Annotated in this window: 11 protein-coding genes and 1 pseudogene; 10 read left to right on the top strand and 2 right to left on the bottom strand. The window is 56.5% G+C overall.

Annotated elements, in window-relative coordinates:
- The first annotated feature begins 1 nt into the window (after position 1).
- Positions 2-1,030 carry a CobW family GTP-binding protein gene (locus IEW65_RS12845; protein WP_188639857.1) on the top strand — a complete coding sequence of 343 codons (1,029 nt, stop codon included), beginning with the start codon at positions 2-4 and terminating at the stop codon, positions 1,028-1,030.
- Here the strand turns inward: IEW65_RS12845 and IEW65_RS12840 are convergent.
- A pseudogene (locus IEW65_RS12840) lies at positions 1,010-3,280 on the bottom strand (putative bifunctional diguanylate cyclase/phosphodiesterase); the annotation flags it as partial. The gene IEW65_RS12845 and the pseudogene IEW65_RS12840 sit on opposite strands and share 21 nt — an antisense overlap.
- Positions 3,281-4,202: 922 nt before the next feature.
- Here IEW65_RS12840 and IEW65_RS12835 point away from each other — a divergent pair.
- Positions 4,203-5,111, top strand: coding sequence for a LysR family transcriptional regulator (locus IEW65_RS12835; RefSeq protein WP_188639855.1), 909 nt, complete (start codon positions 4,203-4,205; stop codon positions 5,109-5,111).
- Positions 5,112-5,175: 64 nt separating this feature from the next.
- Here IEW65_RS12835 and IEW65_RS12830 read toward each other — a convergent pair whose 3' ends face one another.
- Positions 5,176-6,687: an NCS1 family nucleobase:cation symporter-1 gene (locus IEW65_RS12830; RefSeq protein ID WP_188639854.1), complete on the bottom strand. Its 1,512-nt coding sequence runs from the start codon at positions 6,685-6,687 to the stop codon at positions 5,176-5,178.
- Positions 6,688-7,296: 609 nt separating this feature from the next.
- Here IEW65_RS12830 and IEW65_RS12825 point away from each other — a divergent pair.
- The 8 genes from IEW65_RS12825 (at position 7,297) to IEW65_RS12790 (ending at position 16,852) form a co-directional block, all read left to right on the top strand.
- On the top strand, positions 7,297-8,163 hold the full coding sequence (locus IEW65_RS12825) for a nitrilase-related carbon-nitrogen hydrolase (protein WP_188639853.1): 867 nt from the start codon (positions 7,297-7,299) through the stop codon (positions 8,161-8,163).
- 31 nt (positions 8,164-8,194) lie between these two features.
- Positions 8,195-9,634: a dihydropyrimidinase gene (gene hydA, locus IEW65_RS12820; RefSeq protein WP_188639852.1), complete on the top strand. Its 1,440-nt coding sequence runs from the start codon at positions 8,195-8,197 to the stop codon at positions 9,632-9,634.
- 40 nt (positions 9,635-9,674) lie between these two features.
- Positions 9,675-11,054 carry an NAD(P)-dependent oxidoreductase gene (locus IEW65_RS12815; RefSeq protein ID WP_188639851.1) on the top strand — a complete coding sequence of 460 codons (1,380 nt, stop codon included), beginning with the start codon at positions 9,675-9,677 and terminating at the stop codon, positions 11,052-11,054.
- A complete protein-coding gene (gene preA, locus IEW65_RS12810; RefSeq protein WP_229755561.1) occupies positions 11,051-12,394 on the top strand; it encodes an NAD-dependent dihydropyrimidine dehydrogenase subunit PreA in 1,344 nt (447 codons plus the stop codon). Before IEW65_RS12815 ends, preA begins: the two co-directional genes overlap by 4 nt.
- A gap of 200 nt (positions 12,395-12,594) precedes the next feature.
- Entirely contained in the window at positions 12,595-13,452 is an 858-nt protein-coding gene (locus IEW65_RS12805) for an ABC transporter substrate-binding protein (RefSeq protein WP_188639850.1), read from the top strand.
- Between the two features lie 352 nt (positions 13,453-13,804).
- Positions 13,805-15,109, top strand: coding sequence for a CmpA/NrtA family ABC transporter substrate-binding protein (locus tag IEW65_RS12800; protein ID WP_188639849.1), 1,305 nt, complete (start codon positions 13,805-13,807; stop codon positions 15,107-15,109).
- A gap of 24 nt (positions 15,110-15,133) precedes the next feature.
- Complete coding sequence (ntrB, locus tag IEW65_RS12795) at positions 15,134-15,985, top strand: nitrate ABC transporter permease (RefSeq protein WP_188639848.1); 852 nt, start codon at positions 15,134-15,136, stop codon at positions 15,983-15,985.
- 15 nt (positions 15,986-16,000) lie between these two features.
- Complete coding sequence (locus IEW65_RS12790) at positions 16,001-16,852, top strand: ABC transporter ATP-binding protein (RefSeq protein WP_188639847.1); 852 nt, start codon at positions 16,001-16,003, stop codon at positions 16,850-16,852.
- Positions 16,853-16,866: the final 14 nt, after the last annotated feature.

Below are 16,866 nucleotides of genomic sequence, written 5' to 3'. Positions count from 1 at the left end.
GTTGGCAGCCGCTTCACGCGTACCCGTTCACATCGTCACCGGCTTTTTAGGTAGCGGCAAAACCACGCTTATCCACAGCCTGATTGAGCAAAAGCCGGTGGATGAGAAATGGGCCATTTTGGTCAATGAATTTGGTCAGATCGGCATTGATCAGGCAATGTTCGACACCCGCGATGACGTGGTGGTGAAAGGCTTGCCAGGCGGCTGCCTGTGCTGTCAGCTCGCCTTCGTACTTCAGGCCGCGCTGGTCAATTTATTAGCGCGCAGCAAGCCCGACCGGGTGATTATCGAGCCATCGGGCCTTGGCCATCCGGCGGGGTTGTTAGATCTGCTGCGCGGTGAGGCGTTTCAAGACGTGGTGGCAGTGCAGGATATCATCGCCACGCTTGATCCCCGCCGCCTTGACGACACCCGCGTGCGCGAACATGAAACGTTTCAAGACCAGCTCCATATGGCCGATGCCATCGCCATCACCATGGGCGACCAGGCAAGCAGCGCCCAGCATCAACAAGCCCAGCAGTTTATTGGCGCGCTATGGCCTGCCCGTAAATGGGTGCACACCATTGAGGAAGGCATGTTGCCTGTGTCGCTTATCTTGGGAAGCGGCCAGGCGCGCCAACATGATCAGCCGGCGATGCCTGCCGAGCATCACGCGTTGGCAGCCACTCCTAGCCTAGAAGGCGCTTTTTTCGATTTTCCGCCGCCGCCCGGCCAGCCCCAACAGCAAACTGCCACTGCCCTGGGTTACACCAGCACAGGCCTGCGCTGGCACCCAACCGAGCGTTTCGACCTTGATCATCTCGCCCATTGTGTTGGCGAGCTGCCCGCGACGGCGCGGGTAAAGGGCGTGTTCCACACCACGGATGGCTGGAAGCGGCTCAACCGTGCTGACGGCGCGTTAAGTGTTGCCAGCAGCGCTTGGCGACAAGACTCACGGCTCGAAGTTATTACTCCCGACACCATCGAGCACGAGGCGCTCATCGCATCTCTGCACGCGCAGCTGGCCCGCTCAATGGCGGGATTGCGCTGAGACGGCAGCTTCAATATCGCTGACCGACACCGGCCGCCCAAACAGATAGCCCTGAAAGGCGTGGCAGCCATGGGCCATGAGCCACGCCTGCTGCGCTTCGGTTTCCACGCCTTCGGCAATGATGTCTAGGTTCAGGCTCTTTGCGAGGGCGATGGTACTCTCCACAATCGCTGCGTTGGCCTTGCTCTCTAGCACCTGTTGCACAAACGATTGGTCAATTTTGAGCTGATCCAGCGGCAGCTGCGCCAGGTAAGCCAGCGACGAGTAACCGGTACCGAAGTCGTCCAATGAGAAGCGCACGCCCAGGGCTTTCAGGCTCAGCATCTTATCCCGGGCATCGTCGCGGGCTTCCACAAACAGCGACTCGGTGACTTCGAGCTTGAGCTGTGCCAGCGGCGCTTGGGTGTGGTGAAACACCTGCTCTACGCGGGTAAGAAAATCCGTCTCCCGGAACTGTAGTGGGCTGATATTGACCGATATGGTCAGTTGGCTAAGCTGCGGTGAATACACCCAACGAGCAAGCTGTTGGCAGGCCTCTTCCAATACCCATTCGCCAACATCATTGATCAGCCCCGTACTCTCCAAAAGGGGGATAAATTCTGCAGGCGACACCAATCCGCGTTCAGGATGCTCCCAGCGCAGTAGCGCTTCCACTCCCGTAAACGAACCGTGGCGATCCACCTGAGGCTGATAATGGAGCCGCCACTGCTGGTTCTCCAGCGCCTGACGCAACTCCGCCTCCAGCTTCACTTTGGCATGCAGCGCAGCCTGCATGGAGGGGTCAAAGAAACGCAGCGCTTGACGCCCGCTCCCCTTCGCCTGGGAAAGCGCCATGTCTACCTGCTGTAAGTAGTCATCGGCGCTGCGCTGGCTATCCGAAATAATGGTAACGCCCACGCTGGCAGTCACCACGGCGCTCTCTTCGCCGATGTGGACGGGCTCATCAAGCGCCGCTAACAGTTTCCGGGCAATATGCTCCGCTAACCTTTGCGTCTGACGAGGACTGCCATCCACACCCTCAATCAACACGGCAAACTCATCGCTGCCCAGCCGGGCCAGGGTGTCGGTATCCCGAAGCATCTGACCAAAGCGGAGAGCAACACCCTGTAATAGCTGATCACCCGCATGGTATCCTAACGTGTCGTTAACGTGATTGAAGTTATCGATATCGATCAGCAGGAGCGCGCCGCAGCGCTGATGGCGATTCAGCTCTTTGAGCGCCGAACCCACCCGATCCATAAACAGCCGCCGATTGGCAAACCCGGTCAAGGGGTCGTAAAACGCCAGCTGGTGAATCTCCTGCTCGGCAGCTTTGCGCTCGCTGATATCACTCATGGTGGCCACATAGTGGGTCAGCTCGCCCTCCGCGCCGTAAACCGCGCTAATGGTCAGCCACTCAGGAAACAGCTCGCCGTTTTTGCGCTGATTCCAGATCTCACCTTCCCAGCTTCCGTTGGCAACCACACGTTTCCACAGTCGCCGATAGAACGCTGCGTTATGGTGGCCCGAGCTAAACATACGCGGGTTTTTACCCACCACTTCGTCATCGCTGTAGCCGGTAATACGCTTAAAGGTATCGTTCACTTTTAGGATATTACCCCGTGCATCGGTCACCATAATGCCCAAATGCGCCTGAAACGCAGCCGCAGCAATTTGTAACTCCACCTCAGCTTGCTTCGCGTCGGTAATATCGCGGGTCACGGATAGGACTCCTTCAAACCTTTCAGCTGTATTTGATAGAGGGCTTAACGTCGCATGAAAATAGCGTCTCTCGCCGCTCAGCAGCAGTGGATACTCAAATGTCACTACTTGTCCTGATGCTTGGACTTGGCTAAAAATAGCATCAAAAGATGTGGAGATTTCAGCAGGCAAAACCTCGCGATAATGCCTTCCTAGTACCTTCTCGCTGTCCAACAGCAGTTTATCTTTTTGAATAGCATGGATGTACGTGAACCGCCCCTGGCTATCGAATACAAAAATCAGGTCTTGCAACGAGTTCACCAGTGCTTCCATCTGTGCTTCGCGCGATTGCAACCGATAGGATAACGCGACCCTATTCAGGTAATGCCGTACTCCCCATACAGCAAGCGCCACAATAATGACAAATACACTTAACAGCACCGTCGCGCGCAGCCGCCACTGTGCTAAAAAAAGGTGAGGAGAAACACTAATCGCAACCTTCAATGAATGACCTATCGGCTGAACCAGTAGCCAATGGTCCCTTTGATCGAAAGGTGATACGAACGACAAAGGTGTCACCCCCTCCTGAAGAGGTGTATCGCTTGCAATCACCCTGCCTGGATCAAAATTTTCTCTAGAGCCCACGTGACTTGCCAAAACATGCAAATTCTCATCCAGCAATACAAGATTTTCACCGGGATATGCACGCATAGCGTTTAGAGCGTTAGAGAACACACTAGGCAACAATCTGGCGGCAACATAGCTGCCAGGGGAGTCAAAATCGTTATTAAATTGACGAATGTGATACAGATATAGGCTGCCATCCTCCACTGTTAGCTGCGATGAAAGCACTGTACTACTGCTCTCTGCTTCTGTTGTCAGCCACTGACTCAATGACGGATGACTACCCGGCAACTCCTGCAAAGAGGATCCGCTTAGTGTCAAGGTGCCCTCTGCGTCAAACACATTTATCTGATCAAACAACGGTGAGTTCTGGACGAAGCTAGCGATTGCCTGCTGAACCGTAGCAGGAGGAATTGTCGGCTCCATCTGCAGCACAGCAACATTATGTAGCGCCTGATCACTTTGACGTAACAGCCCCTCTACCCACTCTGTCACGATATGCGCCCGCGCTACCGCTCGACCCTCTGCACTTCTCAGCTCTTGCTCGTACTGGCTTTGAAGCAGCCAAACCATCAAACAACCCACTATTAATAATGCTGCAACACAAAAAGCCGTTACACGGCGTTTTTGTCTTACCAAACCCTCTTCGTAAGACTCCGACGGTTTGATATCGCTTTTGGAAAAGACCAGCATACAAGCAGACCTTATTCAGGCACCCCTGATGTCGTTTCAAAACGGCAGTGGAAGATACACCACCACACTGCCATAGTGGCAGGAATCAATAGTGGCGCGTCGCTTTTTTGATGTATATCAATTTTTAGCAAACCTGATGCATCAATAAGCGCCCTTTTATGGTTAAGAGGCAGTTATGGCATCGTTAGGCCAAATGAGCGACTACGAAATACGCTTAGTGCGTATTTTTAAAACCGTGGTGGAGTGTGGGGGCTTTACCGCCGCAGAAACGACCTTAGGCATTAGCCGTTCGGCCATTAGTCAGCATATGAGCGACCTGGAGAGCAGGCTCGGCTTCTCGCTATGCCAGCGGGGGCGCGGTGGTTTTAGCCTAACAGAAGAAGGCAAAGAGATTTACCAGGCAGGGCTTACGCTGCTAACGGCGCTCGAGACGTTTAAAAGCGATGTCAACGCGCTGCATCACACCATCAAAGGTGAGCTGAATATCGGCATTACCGACAATCTGGTGACGCTGCCCGCCATGGATGTCACCCACGCGCTGGCTGCATTAACCGCTCCTCATCACACGGTCACCGTCAATATTCATATGGAGCCATCGGACGCGGTGATTCGCGGTGTTATGGACGGCCACCTGCATGTCGGTGTGGTGCCCGCGGTAAACCTGCCCACCAGTCTAGAAACGCGGCTGTTGTACGACGAACCCTCTTACTTATACTGCTCCGCCGAACACCCGCTGTTCAGCCTGCCTGATGAAGCGTTGAGACTGCCCCAACTCGCAAGCCACCCAGCCATTCAGCCGCGCTACCCGCTCCCAGACACCGCACGCCAGGCCCACGAAGCACTCAACCTACAAGCCTCTGCATCCGACCGAGAGGGCGCGGCGTTTCTCATCCTCACCGGCAGATTTATCGGTTTTCTACCCGAGCATGTTGCCGCGCAGTGGGTAACGGCAGGCAAAATGCGCGCCCTGCACCCGGCCACCCAACACTACCGTATCCCCTTTGTATTAGTCACCCGCCACGACCGTCGCCCGAATCGCGTGGTGGATGCATTTTTGGGGTTTATTAAACAGCGCGAGCCATAAAACGTAACGCCCAGCTGAGCGCCGGGCGTTACGGTATAGGTCAGCGGTTAAACCGGATGACGACTTACTTAACGACCTCACTTGCCGCGAGAGGCGCAGGCCCTGCCTGGGGCGACGTCGCTAGCGCTTGGCTGGCTAGGTAGTAGATGACCGCTCCCAGCGCGGAGCCCGTAAACCAGCCGTAATCATAAAACCAGTTCATGGTACCGGTAAGCAGCGAGAGCAGCGTTAGCGCGACCGGTACCCCAAAGGCGATAAAACCGGCCATATTAACGGCAGGGTACGTGTGGTGGTCCATATACAGGCTCGGCACATCCAAACGCTGCTTTTTAATCAGGAAGTAATCCACCGCCATAATGCCAGCGATAGGGCCTAACAGGCTGGAGTAGCCCAGCAGCCAGTTAGAGTACATTTGCTCAAGGGAAACGCCGGGCGCGATAACGCCGGCTTTTTGCAACAAGTCATAGCCCATCAGCAGCACCCCGACCGCACCGGTCATGAGCACGCCCCGCGTTTGGTTAATCAACTTCGGCGCAATATTTTGGAAGTCATTCGTTGGCGACACGATATTGGAGGCAGTGTTGGTCGAGATGGTGGCAATAATAATCAGCAGCATGGCCATGATGACCCAGAACGGGCTGTCGATGTAGCCAATCAAACGTACGGGGTCGGCAACCGTTTGCCCTACGAGATTTTCCGACGCAGCGGTCAGCACCACCCCCAACGCAGCGAAGAAAAACATCGTGAGTGGCAGGCCAATAATTTGCCCCACAATCTGATCTTTTTGGCTTTTGGCAAAGCGGCTAAAATCGGGGATGTTCAGCGATAGTGTGGCCCAAAATCCCACCATGGCCGTTAAACCTGCAAAGAAATAGCCGTACACCGAGGCCCCCTCAGGGCGCGACGGCGGCTGTGCCAATAGCTCGGTCATCGACATATTCGGCCACGCCCACATCATAAGCCCAATACCCACGGCTAAGAGCAAGGGAGCCGCCAGCGTCTCCAGCCACTTAATCGACTCCGCTCCACGAATCACCACATAGAGGTTCATAGCGCCGAAAACAAAAAAGCCAATCACTTCCCCCACGCCGCCTAGGGCTGCCCAGTCGGGAATCAGCTCCGACAAGAGCAGGTGAATGGCCAAGCCGCCAAACATGGTTTGAATACCGAACCAGCCGCAGCCCACCAGCGCACGTACTAGGCACGGCACATTCGAGCCCAAAATACCGAAGGATGAGCGCAATACCACCGGAAAAGGAATACCGAACTTAGTACCGGGAAAAGCATTCAGCGTCAGTGGAATCAGTACGATCACGTTGGCGAGCAAGATGGCAAAGAGCGCCTCCCCCACGCTTAAGCCAAAATAAGCGGTTAACACCCCGCCCAGCGTATAGGTGGGTACACAAATCGACATTCCTACCCACAGCGCTGCAATGTTCCACTTGCTCCACGTGCGCTCACTTGCCTGGGTAGGCGCAATATCGTCATTGAAACGAGGACTCTCACGAACGTCGTCCTCAACATGGAGTTCAATCAGCCCCTCTCTGTCTACCATCTGGGTTCTTGAGCCTGTCATTTTATTCTCCTCAGCAGCGACATTGCCGATCGCATTCACGGGTTCAGCTTTCGTTACAGCAATAAACATGCCTAAAAACACCGCATGACGGATAACTTATTGAACAAAAAGCTGACTTAATCGACAGATAGGCAGTCACCGCACTCTCAATTGTTATTGTGTTTTTGAACGCGACGCAAGACCACTAAAAACCTTAGCTGGTTAAAAAAATAACGCACCAAAAAGATACAAAAAAATCATTTAAAACCCCACAGCAACTTCACAAACTGTTGATTTATAAAAATATAAAAAAATCACCAAACATGTGCACGTATTCACCAAATCAGTAAAAACAGGCTCTTTAAAAAACAAAAACATATAAAATCAACAACTTAATATCACACTCAACGGTAGATAAAAAATCCTTGAAAAGAGACGGCATAAAGGACTATGTTCAAAAAGCTGTCAAACATGACAACTTTCAACATAACAATAAACACTCGGCTTTAACGCCGGTGTCACCACACGCCAAGTGACCGTCATCACACTCATAAATATTAGCGATTAGTGTTTTAACTTGCCGTGATGCGCTAGCAAATGGTGAGCGCGTATGACACGAGAGGGCTTTTTATGCAGAAGATGAAAATCGGCCTGATTCAAATGGGCCTGAAAACCAGTACCGACTTAGAACCCGCCGCCATTCGAGACGCGATGAACGAAGCGCATCTGCCGCTGATCAAGCAAGCCGCCGAACAAGGCGTGCAGGTGCTGTGCTTCCAGGAAGTGTTCAATCAGCCCTACTTTTGCCCCAGCCAGGACAGCAAATGGTACGCCGCTGCCGAGCGGGTGCCGGAAGGCCCCACCTGCCAGATGATGCAGAAGCTTGCGGCTGAGCACCGCATGGTGATCATCGTCCCTATCTATGAAGAGACCGAGACCGGCGTTTACTACAACACGGCGGCGGTATTCGACGCTGACGGTAGCTATCTAGGCAAATACCACAAGACACACATTCCCCAAGTGGCTGGCTTTTGGGAAAAATTCTTCTTTAAGCCGGGCCAATCCAACTGGCCGGTGTTCAATACCGCCTACGGCAAGATCGGCGTGTATATCTGCTACGACCGTCACTTCCCCGAAGGCTGGCGAGCACTGGCCCTTAACGGTGCCGAAGTCATCTTCAACCCCTCTGCGACTGTGGCCGGGCTATCCCAATATTTATGGGAGCTTGAACAGCCCGCCTCAGCCGCCGCTAACGGCTGCTTCATCGCTGCCATCAACCGCGTCGGCAGCGAAGCGCCTTGGAATATCGGCGATTTTTACGGCTCCAGCTATATCGTCAACCCACGCGGCAAAATTGAAGCCCAGGCCAGCGAAACGGAAGACGAGCTGCTGGTGCATGAGATCGATTTAGACATGGTGCGCGAGGTGCGCAACAACTGGCAGTTCTTCCGTGACCGCCGCCCGGAAACCTACACCCGCTTAACCGACGGCGAATAAGCCCCTCAGTCAATTACCCCAGGAGTGAATCATGAGTTTATTGATCAAGGGCGGCACCGTCGTCACCCACGCCGACACCTACCGCGCTGACGTGCTCTGCGTCGATGGAAAAATCCACGCCATTGGCACAGATTTAGACGTGCCGGAAGGCTGCGAGATTGTCGATGCCAGCCACCAATTGGTGATGCCCGGCGGTATCGACCCCCACACCCATATGCAGATGCCGTTTATGGGCGCGGTGGCCAGCGAAGATTTCTACACCGGCACCGCCGCCGCCATGGCAGGGGGCACCACGACCATCATCGACTTTGTGATCCCAAGCCCCGGCCAGTCGCTGCTGGAAGCGTTTAACACCTGGCAAGGCTGGGCCGAAAAAGCCGCCACCGACTTCGCTTTCCATGTGGCCATTACCTGGTGGGACGAGAGCGTCAAAGAAGAGATGGGGACGCTGGTGCGGGACCACGGCGTTAACAGCTTCAAGCACTTTATGGCCTACAAGGGCGCGATCATGGCCACCGATGACATTCTGGTGGAGAGTTTTTCCCGCTGCCTGGAGCTGGGCGCTATTCCCACCGTACATGCTGAAAACGGCGAGCTGGTCTACCACATGCAGCAAAAGCTGCTCGCTCAGGGGATGACCGGGCCAGAAGCACACCCGCTTTCCCGACCGCCCCAGGTGGAAGGCGAAGCCGCCAGCCGGGCGATTCGCATTGCCAGCACCCTGGGTGCACCGGTTTATTTGGTACACGTTTCGACCAAAGACGCCGTGGATGAAATCGCTTACGCCCGCCAGCAGGGCCACCCGGTATTTGGCGAGTGCTTAGCGGGCCATCTGGTAATCGACGACAGCGTTTATCAAAACCCCGACTGGGCGACTGCCGCCGCCCATGTGATGAGTCCGCCCTTCCGCCCCAAAGGCCATCAGGAAGCGCTTTGGCACGGCCTTCAATCCGGCAACCTGCAAACCACCGCCACCGACCACTGCTGCTTCTGCGAAGAACAAAAGGCCGCTGGGAAAGATGACTTCACCAAAATCCCCAACGGCACCGCAGGCGTGGAAGACCGCTTGGCCGTACTGTGGGACGAAGGTGTGAATACCGGCAAGCTATCGCCTCAGGAGTTTGTCGCGGTCACCTCTACCAACACCGCCAAGATCTTCAACCTCTACCCGCGCAAGGGGGCGATCCAAGTGGGCTCCGATGCTGACATCGTGGTGTGGGACCCGAACGGTACGCGCACGATCTCCGCTAAAACCCACCATCAGAACGTCGACTTCAACATCTTCGAGGGCAAAACGGTGCGCGGCATTGCTCGTCACACCATCAGCCAGGGCAAGTGGACATGGCGGGACGGTGAACTCCATGCCGAACGCGGCGCAGGACGCTACTTGGAACGCCCCGCCTACCCCGGCGTGTTCGAGCTGCTCGCAAAACGCGCCGAACTGAATGCCCCCGTGGCGGTAACTCGCTAATCCCGGCCCCTACGAAGAACAGAGCAATGGAGAAACGACCGTGACCCATTCACTTGATCATCTGCCTAGCGCAAAAGAGGTCGGCACCTACGACCCAGCGACGTTGGCGCATAATTTCAGCGACCTGCACCCGCCGCTGACACCGCGCCAGGCCATCATTGAAAGCCAGCGCTGCCTGTACTGCTTCGACGCGCCCTGCGTCGAAGCCTGCCCATCGGACATCGACATTCCGAGCTTCATCCGCCAAATCAGTGAAAACAACATTAATGGTGCAGCAGAAACCATTCTGGAAGCCAATATCCTCGGCGGCAGCTGCGCCCGCGTATGCCCCACCGAAATTCTCTGCGAGCGTAGCTGCGTGCGTAACCACGACGCCGAGTGTCAGCCTGTATTAATTGGCCTGCTCCAGCGCCACGCCACCGATCACATGCAGTTTGAGAGCCACCCCTTTAAACGCGCCGCCAGCACTGGCCGCCATGTCGCCGTGGTGGGTGCCGGGCCTGCGGGGCTCTCCTGCGCCCATCGCTTGGCAATGCTGGGCCATCAGGTGACGATGTTTGAGGCCGAGCAAAAGCCCGGCGGGCTTAACGAGTACGGTATCGCCCGCTACAAAATGACCGATGACTTTGCCCGTAAAGAAGTCGAGTTCTTGCTGGAAGTCGGCGGCATCGACCTTCAGTACGGCCAGCGCCTGGGCGACAACCTCACCCTCGACACCCTGCGCCAGCAGTACGACAGCGTATTCCTGGGTTTGGGGCTGGGGGCCAGCCGTATGCTGGGGCTAACCGGCGAGGATGCACCGGGCCTGATGCCTGCGGTGGACTACATCAAAACCCTGCGCCAGACCGATGACCTGGGCAGCCTAGCCGTGGCCAAGCGCTGCATCGTGATTGGCGCAGGTAACACCGCGATCGATATGGCCACGCAAATGGCGCGTTTGGGGGCCAAAGAGGTCACTCTGGTGTATCGCCGTGGCACTGAGGCGATGTCCGCCACCGACCATGAACAGGAGATCGCCAAGGCCAACGGCGTGCGCATGATCACCTGGGCCCAGCCCGACGAGATTCTGCTGAATGAGCAAGGGCAGGTGGCAGGCATGCGCTTTGCTAACACCCGCGATCAAGAGGGGCGATTAACACCCACCGGCGAATTCTTTGAGATTCCGGCGGATGCCGTTTTCACCGCCATCGGCCAAGGCTTCGAGGGCGAAAGCCTACGCGACGCCACTGCCGCGGAGCTTGCCCGCGACGGCGAGCGCATTCACGTCAATGAGATGTTCCAAACCTCACTGCCTAACGTTTATGCTGGCGGCGACTGTGTGAAACCCGGCCAAGACCTCACCGTACAAGCCGTGCAGCACGGCAAGCTGGCGGCTCACGCCATTCATCAAGCGCTCGCCGCCCAGCAGGAGGCCGCATGAACACCACGCCTTTCAACACCCTCTCTTTTCCAGGCAAGAAAAACAGCGGCGACAGCGTGGTGAACGGCGTCGATCTGTCGGTGAATTTTGCCGGTATCAAAGCCCCGAACCCGTTCTGGCTGGCCTCTGCCCCGCCCACCGACAAAGCCTACAACGTCGTGCGCGCCTATGAAGCAGGCTGGGGCGGCGTGGTGTGGAAAACCCTTGGCGAAGAGCCCGCGGCAGTCAACGTCTCCTCCCGCTACTCTGCCCACTACGGCAAAAACCGTGAGGTCATCGGCTTTAACAATATCGAGCTGATTACCGACCGCTCGCTGGAGATCAACCTCAAAGAGATCACCCAGGTGAAGAAGGATTGGCCCGACCGGGCGCTAATCGTCTCCATCATGGTGCCCTGTAACGAGGAAGCCTGGGCCTACATCTTGCCGCTGGTAGAAGCCACCGGCGCAGATGGCATCGAGCTTAACCTGGGCTGCCCCCACGGCATGCCGGAGCGCGGCATGGGCGCTGCGGTGGGCCAAAACCCGGATCTGATCGAAAAAGTCACCTACTGGTGTAAGAAGCACTACTCCAAGCCGGTGATCGTCAAACTCACGCCGAATATCACCGATATTCGTGTGGGTGCCCAGGCGGCACTACGTGGCGGCGCGGACGCGGTCTCGCTGATCAACACCATCAACTCCATCACCAGCATCGACCTGGACAACATGGTCGCCAAGCCCACCGTCGGCCATCAGAGCACCCACGGCGGCTACTGCGGCAGCGCCGTGAAACCCATCGCCCTGAACATGGTGGCAGAAATTGCCCGTGATCCAGCCACACCCACGCTACCTATTTCTGGTATTGGCGGGATATCCACCTGGCGAGATGCGGCAGAGTTTATCGCCCTGGGCGCAGGCAGCGTGCAGGTGTGCACCGCCGCTATGCTCAACGGTTTTAGGATTGTAGAGGAGATGAAAGATGGCCTCTCCCGCTGGATGGCGGAAAAAGGCTACGACTCCATTGAGGCGTTTTCCCGCAAGGCGGTGCCCCACACCACCGACTGGAAGCATCTGGACATCAACTTCAAGACCATCGCCCATATCGACCAGGATCTGTGCATCGAGTGTGGCCGCTGCTATATCGCCTGTGAGGACACGTCCCACCAGTCGATTGCCAAGCTCACCGAGCAGGACGGCGCGCGCCGCTACGAGGTGATCGAAGACGAGTGCGTGGGCTGCAACCTGTGCCAAATCACCTGCCCCGTAGAGAACTGCATCACCATGGTGCCTCAGGAAACCGGCAAACCCTTCCTCGCCTGGGATAACGACCCGCGTAACCCCTTCCGCGTCGCTTCTTAGTCCCTGAGTGCTTATATGACGCGCCACCACGACCGCCTCTACGCAGGCGGTCGCATTTTCTGCAACGTGCCGTTCCCTTTGCAAAACGAGACAATGCCTTAGCTTGCTGCGATGATGAGAAACTATTGCATATAGCTATGTTTCTCAAAAGATAGCTGTATTTCTCAAAAGACAGCTAGGTTTCTCAAAAAGGGACTCCCATGAAAGTAACGACCTTCGCCACTGCGCTACTGCTGGCCAGTACCAGCGCCGCCGCAAACGCCGACCAGCGCATTGCCACGTTTGATTTAGGCAGCCTGGATACGCTGGACGCACTGGGGGCAAGTGAGCACGTAGTGGGCGTGCCCAAAGCCAGCTTGCCGAGCTACCTTGAACAGTATGCCGCCGATGCATACACCGATATTGGCGGCCTGCGCTCGCCGGATATGGCAGCGCTAGCAGACGCCAACCCCACGCTGATTGTGCACACGGGCCGCCAGGCCGAGTGGGCCGAAGAGCTAGGCGAGATTGCCCCACTATTTGATGCCAGCGTGTCAGGCGAGGCGTATCTTGCTGCCGCTGAGCGCAACGTGCGCGAACTGGCCAGCCAGCTAGACGTGGAAAGCGAAGCCGAAGAGGCGCTCACAACGCTGAACAGCGAGATCGAGCGCCAGCGGGAAGCGCTTCAAGATGCCCCGACAACGCTGGTCGTCACGCACAATGGCGGCAACCTGATGCTGAACCAACACCCGGTGGTGCATCAGGTGCTGGGCATTGCCGCGCTGGAGATGCCCGAGAGCGTGACTCCCGAAGTACGCGGTGAACGCACCTTTACGCCGCTTTCCGCTGACGCCATTGCCGAGATCAACCCCGAAATAGTGCTCCTGATCGACCGCAGCGCCGCCATTGGCGATGAGCCCGCAGACGCCGATCAGCTGCGTGCCACCCTAGCGGACGCAGGTGCAGAATCACAGCTGGTGCTGCTGACACCGGCCCTGTGGTACCTCTCTGGCAGCGGCCTACAAAGCCTGGCGCTACAAATTGACGAAGTGGTCAGCGCTCTGGCCACACAGCCTTAACTCCCCCCTAGAACGTGCTCGCCCCAGGGACTCTTTCGCAAAGGCCCGGGGCGTGGCTGTTTTGGTGCATGTTGATCAAAACCGCACCATTTCTACGCTGCGTCGCACAATAAGCCATCGCTGGCATATCCCTGCCCCTTTCCTCCCATTTCTATCAACCCATTGAAAGGTAGACCTTTCCTGCCCTGGGCAAGGCGTATTGGCATACAAGCTGCAAATTGCTTATTGCCTGAGCCAACGTGGGTTCAGCCATAAAAACGATGATTAACAGACAACGGCGTCTGCAATGGTCCTTCTCAGAAGGGCTTAATTGCAGACGCCGTTTTCGTCTCCAAAGGGCAGGAACTGTGTCATGAGCAAAAAAACTTCTTCATCTCACTCACCTGAACGACGTCACTTTCTTAAAAGCTCTGCGGCGGTGGTGGGCGGCTCCGCGCTGTTAAGCAGTCTACCCGTGAGCTGGGCCTTTGCCAGCGGAACGCCGGAGACTACCTCGGCCAAACTCGGCTTTATTGCGCTAACGGATGCAGCGCCGCTGTTTGTCGCGGATGAAAAAGGATTTTTTGCCAAGCACGGCATGACCGATGTGGAAGTCCTCAAGCAATCTTCCTGGGGCACCACCCGAGACAACTTGGTACTCGGTTCTCAACGCAATGGTATTGATGGGGCGCACATTTTGACCCCCATGCCTTACCTGATCGCCAGCGGTGCGATGACGCCCAATAACATTCCCGTGCCCATGAGCATTCTGGCGCGCCTTAACCTCAACGGGCAGTGCATCTCGGTGGGCGATGAGTACGCTGACCTTAAAGTCGGGCTCGATACCCGTGAATTTGCCCAGGCACTGGCAGCAAAACGCAGTGGCGGCAGTGAGGTGAGCGCGGCCATGACCTTCCCCGGCGGCACCCACGATATGTGGATTCGCTACTGGATGGCCGCAGGCGGTATCGACCCTAACCGCGATATCTCCACCATTACCATTCCCCCCGCCCAAATGGTCGCCAATATGCGCGTGGGCAGCATGGACACCTTCTGTGTCTGCGAGCCCTGGAATCAGCAGTTGATTAACCAAGGCATCGGCTACACCGCCAACACCACCGGCGAGCTGTGGAACGACCACCCAGAAAAAGCCTTCGCCATGCGCAGCGACTATGTCGAAGCCAACCCCAACGCCACCAAAGCGCTGCTGATGGCCATTATGGAAGCGCAGATGTGGTGTGAAGACCCCGCAAACCATGAAGAAATGGCGCAGATTTGCTCACGCCGCCGCTGGATTCACGCCCCCTACGCCGACTTGATTGACCGCATTCAGGGCAACTTTGATTACGGCACCGGGCGCGTGGTGGAGAATCATCCGCACATGATGCGCTACTGGGATAAGCACGCCTCCTACCCGTTCAAGAGCCATGACCTGTGGTTTTTGACCGAGAACAAGCGCTGGGGCTACTTACCACAAGACTTCGATAGCGCGGCTTTGATTGACCAAGTCAACCGTGAAGACCTATGGCGCGAAGCCGCTCAAGCCCTGGGTGTGGCCTCTGCGGATATTCCTGACTCCACCTCTCGTGGCGTTGAGACGCTGTTCGACGGCAAAGTCTTCGACCCGGAAAACCCGCAAGCCTACCTCGATAGCCTGGAGATCAAGGCACTGGCCTAAGCCACGCTGCCTGGGAGACTGACCATGACGACATCAACGCGCACAGAAACGCTGGCTAAGCCGGTCCTTGGCACCCACCCCCTGGTTACCCGCCTACGGGACACGCTGGTGAAAAACATCCTGCCACCGGTGGTGATATTGGCAATTCTCATCGGCATTTGGGAGGCGCTATGCTCAAGCCCCGGTGCCGCCCTTCCCGCCCCCTCACAAGTGCTGAGCGATACGTGGGAGCTGATCGTTAACCCGTTCTATGACTATGGCGGCAATGACAAAGGCATGGGCTGGCAAGTATTGGCAAGCTTAGAGCGCGTCGCGTACGGCTACCTGCTAGCCGTAGTGGCCGGTATCAGCCTCGGCGTATTGGTGGGGCAGTCTACCTGGGCACTACGAGGGCTCGACCCCGTGTTTCAGGTACTGCGTACCGTGCCACCGCTGGCCTGGCTGCCGATTTCACTGGCCGGTTTTCAGGACAGCAACCCCTCCGCCATTTTCGTAATTTTCATCACAGCGATCTGGCCCATCATCATTAATACCTCGGTGGGCGTGCGCAACATTCCAGAAGATTACCGCAACGTCTCGCGGGTGATTCGTCTTAACGGCATGGAGTACTTTACCCGCATCATGCTGCCCGCTGCCGCCCCGTATATTTTCTCCGGCCTGCGTATCGGCGTGGGGCTCTCGTGGCTGGCCATCGTGGCCGCAGAAATGTTGATTGGCGGTGTCGGCATTGGCTTCTTCATTTGGGACGCCTGGAACGCCTCCATGCTCAGCGACATCGTGTTAGCCCTGATCTACGTCGGCATTGTGGGCTTTATTCTTGACCGCATCGTGGCCTTTATCGGCAACCGCGTAACGCGCGGCACCACGCAAAGCTAACCGGGAGGTTTGATCATGGCATCACACTACTTAAGCGTTGAGCAGGTGGATATGACCTTTGTTACCAAAGGTGCGACCACCAACGTACTCAAAGAGATCGACCTGGGCGTTGCCAAGGGTGAGTACATTTCGATTATTGGCCATTCGGGCTGCGGAAAGTCGACGTTGCTCAATATTATCGCGGGGCTTACCTCCTCAACATCAGGGGCGGTCATTCTGGATGGCAAGGAAGTCAATGCGCCGGGGCCAGACCGCAGCGTGGTGTTTCAAAACCACTCGTTACTGCCCTGGCTCACCGTCTACGAAAACGTCGCGCTGGCGGTGAATAAAACCTTTGCCCGCAGTAAAACCAAGGCCGAGCGCCACGCCTGGATTCTTAAAAACCTAGAGATGGTGGGCATGTCTCACGCCCTCAATAAGCGCCCCTCAGAGATTTCCGGCGGTATGAAACAGCGCGTCGGCATTGCCCGTGCGCTTGCCATGGAACCCAAGGTGCTGCTACTGGATGAGCCATTTGGCGCATTGGATGCCCTGACCCGCGCCCACCTGCAAGAAGAGGTCATGCGCATTCAAGACGAGCTTGGTAATACAGTCATCATGATTACCCATGATGTGGACGAAGCCGTGCTGCTTTCCGACCGAATTGTCATGCTCACCAACGGCCCGTCCGCGCGTATTGGCGAAATCCTTGAGATTGACCTGCCTCGCCCGCGCAACCGCATTACCTTAGCCGACGACCCACGCTACAACCGCTACCGCCAGGAAGTACTGCGTTTTCTCTACGAAAAACAGCGCAAAGTGGAACATTTGGCCGAACGACGCGAGAAAACAGCGGGTGCTGCCCCGGCCAAAAAAGCGCGCGCTTGATTGCTGTTAAGGCC

The organism is Vreelandella lutescens, from assembly GCF_014640815.1.
In the GTDB taxonomy this organism is placed as follows: Bacteria; Pseudomonadota; Gammaproteobacteria; order Pseudomonadales; family Halomonadaceae; genus Vreelandella; species Vreelandella lutescens.
Note: the sequence above shows the minus strand (reverse complement) of the source record. Positions and strands in the feature narration are given on the sequence as shown.